General features: G+C 54.8%; 7 protein-coding genes. 2 read left to right on the top strand and 5 right to left on the bottom strand.

The window, feature by feature from the left end:
* The 4 genes from PAT3040_RS02900 to PAT3040_RS02885 all read right to left on the bottom strand — a co-directional run.
* A partial coding sequence (locus tag PAT3040_RS02900; RefSeq protein WP_108991467.1) for a TFIIB-type zinc ribbon-containing protein occupies nt 1–296 on the bottom strand: 296 nt, incomplete at its 3' end.
* Nucleotides 297–330: 34 nt separating this feature from the next.
* Nucleotides 331–546 carry a hypothetical protein gene (locus PAT3040_RS02895; RefSeq protein ID WP_087571066.1) on the bottom strand — a complete coding sequence of 72 codons (216 nt, stop codon included), beginning with the start codon at nt 544–546 and terminating at the stop codon, nt 331–333.
* A 141-nt stretch (nt 547–687) separates the two neighbouring features.
* A complete protein-coding gene (locus PAT3040_RS02890; RefSeq protein ID WP_179215849.1) occupies nt 688–1,008 on the bottom strand; it encodes a hypothetical protein in 321 nt (106 codons plus the stop codon).
* Nucleotides 1,009–1,090: 82 nt separating this feature from the next.
* Complete coding sequence (locus PAT3040_RS02885; protein WP_087571065.1) at nt 1,091–1,660, bottom strand: xanthine phosphoribosyltransferase; 570 nt, start codon at nt 1,658–1,660, stop codon at nt 1,091–1,093.
* Between the two features lie 212 nt (nt 1,661–1,872).
* Between PAT3040_RS02885 and PAT3040_RS02880 the strand changes: the two genes are divergently transcribed.
* Both PAT3040_RS02880 and PAT3040_RS02875 read left to right on the top strand, forming a co-directional pair.
* Nucleotides 1,873–2,586, top strand: a complete 714-nt coding sequence (locus PAT3040_RS02880; protein ID WP_146200344.1) for a hypothetical protein — start codon at nt 1,873–1,875, stop codon at nt 2,584–2,586.
* Nucleotides 2,587–2,705: 119 nt separating this feature from the next.
* Nucleotides 2,706–3,752 (top strand): YkvI family membrane protein, encoded by a 1,047-nt coding sequence (locus tag PAT3040_RS02875; RefSeq protein WP_258234802.1) that lies wholly within the window; start codon nt 2,706–2,708, stop codon nt 3,750–3,752.
* Here the strand turns inward: PAT3040_RS02875 and PAT3040_RS02870 are convergent.
* Nucleotides 3,715–4,825: ATP-binding protein (locus PAT3040_RS02870; protein ID WP_373863920.1), on the bottom strand; the 1,111-nt coding region annotated here is incomplete at its 5' end. The genes PAT3040_RS02875 and PAT3040_RS02870 overlap by 38 nt on opposite strands.

Genomic DNA, 4,825 nt, shown 5'->3' with positions numbered 1-4,825 from the left:
CCTGCGCCAGGAGCAGGCGCGCCGCTATAACCGGCTTGTCCGCCAGGACTGTTGCCGAATGCTCCGGCTTGACCCTGATCTACATTTGGCGGCGCCTGTACGCCACCATAACCCGTGTTCTGGATTTCCTGCTCCATCCGCTCGTAGTCGTCGCGCACCTCGCGGACGCCCTGCAGCAGCTTCTCCAGCTCGCCGCGATCCAGCCATACGCCCTTGCATGCCGGACAGACGTCGATGAGCACATCCTCCTTTTGCACTTCCTTCATTCGCACATCATCGCATACTGGACAATTCATGGAATCACTCCTCCTATTTTGTGGTGATTTTCTATTATTCCAGCGGAGATCTTCGCTCCTCGGATGCAGGCTGGTACAGATAACCTCTGCTCAGCTTGACCACTCTTCTGCTTGGTTTGCGGATCATGACGGAGACGTCATCCCAGGCGACGACAATGCCCGCCACATCGTTGCTCTCCAGATCGTCCCGCACAATTCTGACTGTCTCTCCCGAATGCCGAAACGCATCCAGCTGTTCCTCCGAAATCATCGCTTTCCCGCACCTCCTATGTATAGTGACAACTTGACGGCAATCTATCGCCCGTTAATCCGACAAAGACCCCAATGACAGCTTGCGCAAATCATTGAGGTCTACCTCATCCATGGTGCATTTATGAGTGTAACCTGTCTCTTAGCCTACATGCTCTTTGGAATCGTTGGTCTCGTACCATTCGTCCAGCACGCGGGAGGACATAACTCTTTTGCCGATATACTCCGATTGCTTCTCGGTAAATTGATCCTTCCACTCGATGGACAGCTCATCGCACAGCTTGACGATCGTCAATAGCTCGGACCATGCGACGTAACGTTTGTACCAGAAAAATTGCGGATGCTCAATCATATAAGGATATAGATCATCGAATTCGGTATGCTTGCAGTCTAGCGCTCTCTCGAAATGGATCTTGGCGTCATTTAACTTCACGTTCATAAACTCGGCAGATAGATTTTCCATGATGGTGTGCCTCCCCTCGATCACTTACGTTTATTATAAGCCATATCATTCTGCTGGGAAAGAGCGAACATGCTGGAACATCTTACTCAAAAGTAATCTCTCCGCCCTCCAGCGATGCAATACGCACGAGCGATTCTACGCGAATGCCGCTTTCGCGAAGCGTGCGGCCGCCGGCCTGGAAGGATTTCTCGACTACGACTCCCATGCCGACCAAGGCCGCTCCGGAACGTTCGATTATTTTGATCAAACCTCTGGCCGCATCGCCATTAGCGATAATATCGTCGATAAATAATACCCGATCGTCGCTCGTTAGAAACTGCTTGGATACCATAATATCGGTAACCATTCCCTTGGTGAACGACGGGACCCGCTCGCAATAAGCGTCCGGATCCGCGATGAGCGTCTTCTTGCGCCTGGCGAACACGAGCGGCACGCCAAGGACGTACGCCGTTGTAAAAGCGGCCGGAATGCCGGATGACTCCACCGTAACGACTTTCGTAATCGACTGCTCTGCAAACCGCGCTGCGAATTCGCGGCCCATCTCCATCGTAAGTTCCGGGTCTACCATATGATTAATGATCGCGTCCATCCGCAGCACGTCGCTCGACACTACCGACGATTCTTGCAATATGCGTGTCTTAAGCTTCTCCATCATCCATTACCTCCGCTTTTTTTCCCTTTTCGATAACGTACCATAGGATTGGCGCGTCGCGCAACCTAACATCTTGTCAAATAGAAGCCCGGCTTGGAGTTGGCGGCGTCATACATGAATCATTTACAAACCTTTTTGTAGAAAACAGCAACCTTCCAGTCCTGTAATACGTTACAATAGAGAGACATTAACGAACGGCGGTGGTAGGAAACATGAAGAGAAGGAATACGATGGACAAGCCTTGGCGCAAGGAGCTTATGATTTGCGCGACGGCGTTTATGCTGCTGCTTGCAGGCTGCCAATCCGCCAAGCCGGACCAGCAGAACGGCAACGACGACAACGTTGTGATAGCGGAGGAAGTTACATCGGATGGCCCTCAGAAGTCCTACCTGGAAGACACTGATCCGAAGACGGTCGGCAGCGACGCTCCGAGCGGCAATCTCGCAGGTACGGACGACGGTTCGTCCGCCGAGACCTCTTCCGCCAAAAAGGACGGCGGAACGGCGGATCCGGGCTCGGGTCAGCAAGATGGGACCAAATGGAACAAAAGTGTTCCCGCGCTGCATGGCATCGCAATTGGCGACGGCGTCTCCGCCGTAACAACGCTGCTGGGCAAGGAGCTCGACAGCTACTTGCTGGAGGAAGAGAGCAGTCAAATTCATGTCCATGAATATGAAGGCGTTTCGGTCGGTTTCAGCGGCAAAGGAGCCGTCCATTTCGTCGAGGTGTTCGGACTGGACGCTGCTACCGGCTTGAACGGACTTAAGATCGGCGACAAACCCGAGCAAGCGATCAAAAAGCTCGGCCAGCCGGAAGTGCAGTCCGAATATCACCTGACATACGAAGCAAAAAAAGCAAGACTGAAGCTGGATATTGACCCCGGCAGAAATGAAATTGTATCCATGAAGCTGATCGCTGCAAGTTAAGCGGTCGGCTTTTTTGTTGTCCGGGACGTAATTTGGACGAAAATCCCATCAGGCAGTCATTTAGCCTCTTCATTGGACATACCCTGTTAAGAGAATGCTGTTGGATCGGAGGGTCGCCGGTGCAGAAGAGGACAAGCAAGGTGCTGCAAATTGCGTCAACTTATATGGGTACGATCGTTGGGGCGGGTTTTGCGACGGGACAGGAAATTTTGCAGTTTTTCACAAGATTCGGTTATTGGGGTACGATCACAATCGCATTCGCAACTGTTCTGTTTATCTGGCTCGGCACCAAAATGATGATTATCGCCAGCGAAATTCGCGCCAATTCCTACGAAGACCTTAACAAGGCGCTGTTCGGCGACAAATACGGGCGGTTGATCAGCCTCTTTATGCTTGTCATCTTGCTCGGCGTGACCGCGGTCATGCTGGCCGGGGCAGGCACCATCTTCTATGAGCATTGGAATATAGCGTATCAGGTCGGACTGTTGATCACGATGGCGGGCAGCTTTCTGCTGCTGCGCAAAGGAATGAAGTCCATTCTTGCCGTCAATGCCATCGTCGTTCCGACCATGCTTCTTTTCACCGTTTTCGTCATGATCCACACCTTCCACACGCCGGGCTCCGCCAAATTTCTGACGTTGTCCACCGACTACTCCCCATGGGCCGCCCTGGCGTCCCCTTTTCTGTATACCGCCTTCAATCTGTCGCTTGCCCAAGCCGTTCTGGTGCCGCTAGGCGCGGAAATTCGCGATCGCAAAACGATCGTCATGGGGTCGTGGCTGGGCGGCATCGGCATCGGCTTTATGCTGCTCGCCGGTCATATTGCTCTCTCCTTGCATATGCCGGGCATCCAGCAATTTGCCATCCCCATGGGCGGCATCGCCAGACAGCTGGGACAGTACGTACAGTTTATCTACATGTTCCTGATTTTTGCGGAAATTTTCACGACGCTTATCGCCAACATCTACGGCCTGACCTTGCAGCTTAAGGAGCGCACGAGCTGGTCAAGAGAATGGCTGACGATCGCGGTGCTGCTGCTTTGTTATTTGGCCAGTCAGATCGGGTTCGGGCCGCTGCTCTCCACGCTGTATCCGCTCTTCGGTCTTATTAGTCTCGGCTGGCTCATTCTTATGATCCGCCGTCGGGTAACGTTCCGGAATTCCTGACGGAATGGAATGTCGTTGCCTGCTGCGGAGTCATATCGACGGTCACGGCGGCTCTGCAGCCGGCAAGCAGCGCATCCCGCACATGCTCGTGGCAGGTAAACAAAATGATCTGACGTTCCGAAGCGATTTCGTTCATCAGCGCGGAAGCGGCATGCAATCTGGCGCGATCGAAGTTGACGAACAGATCGTCAAGCAGCATGGGCAGCTTGACGGGCCCCGTCGCTTCCCGGGCAAGCGCAAGCCTCATCGACAAATACAGCTGCTCCGCCGTTCCCCTGCTAAGCAGGCCGCTGTCCTTGGCGATGCCGTCCGCCCGCTCTATGCCTATGCCCGCCTCGGGACCGCCGGCATGAACGCGCACATACCTCCCCTCCGACAAAAGCCGCATATAGGCCGTAGCATGGCGGAGCACGGAAGGCTGCCGTTCCTCCTCGAACTTCTTGCGCGTCGCTCGAATGAGCGCTCGGCTAACGGACAATACGGCGTATCGGCTGGAATCCGCCTCCAGAGCAGAGACTGCCATGGAGCGCTTCGACAGCAGCTCGCCGCGCTTCTCCGCGCTGGTCAAGTGCTCCATCGCCTGCTTGACGCGTCCTCTGCGCTCCAGCCAAGACTGCTGCAGCTCCGATAGTCGGGCAGCTTCGAGTTCGGCCTCGCGAAGGGACTGCTCCAGCACCAGCTCGTCGCATGTCGTCCATAATGCTTCCAGCTGCGCCAAGCGCTCGGGAGATTGTCCGGCGGTCAACTCGATTTGCACCAGACTGTATTCCCCCTCCCATTCTCCAAGCCGCACCCGATTATGCAAGGCCGTCTCGTATTGCTCTTCGGTTGCTGCGCCTGCTGCTTCGAGCAGCTCGCCAATCTCCTTGCTCATCATCGAATGAGCGGATTCCGCATGCGACAATTGTTCGGTCATCTCGGCAGTTTGAGAGGCAAGCGACAACTCCTCCGAACGGGAGGCAGCTTGTCTGCGATACTCTCCTTGCAGCAACGTCAACGCGAGCACGGGTTCCTGCGCAGCTTGGCGCTGCCATTCGGCGTATCCTTCGCAGAGGGCAACCGCATGCCGGACG

The sequence above is a fragment of the Paenibacillus agaridevorans genome (genome assembly GCF_003112455.1).
Taxonomy (GTDB): domain Bacteria; phylum Bacillota; class Bacilli; order Paenibacillales; family Paenibacillaceae; genus Pristimantibacillus; species Pristimantibacillus agaridevorans.
The sequence above is the reverse complement of the archived record's forward strand: the minus strand, read 5'-3'. Positions and strand labels throughout refer to the sequence as shown.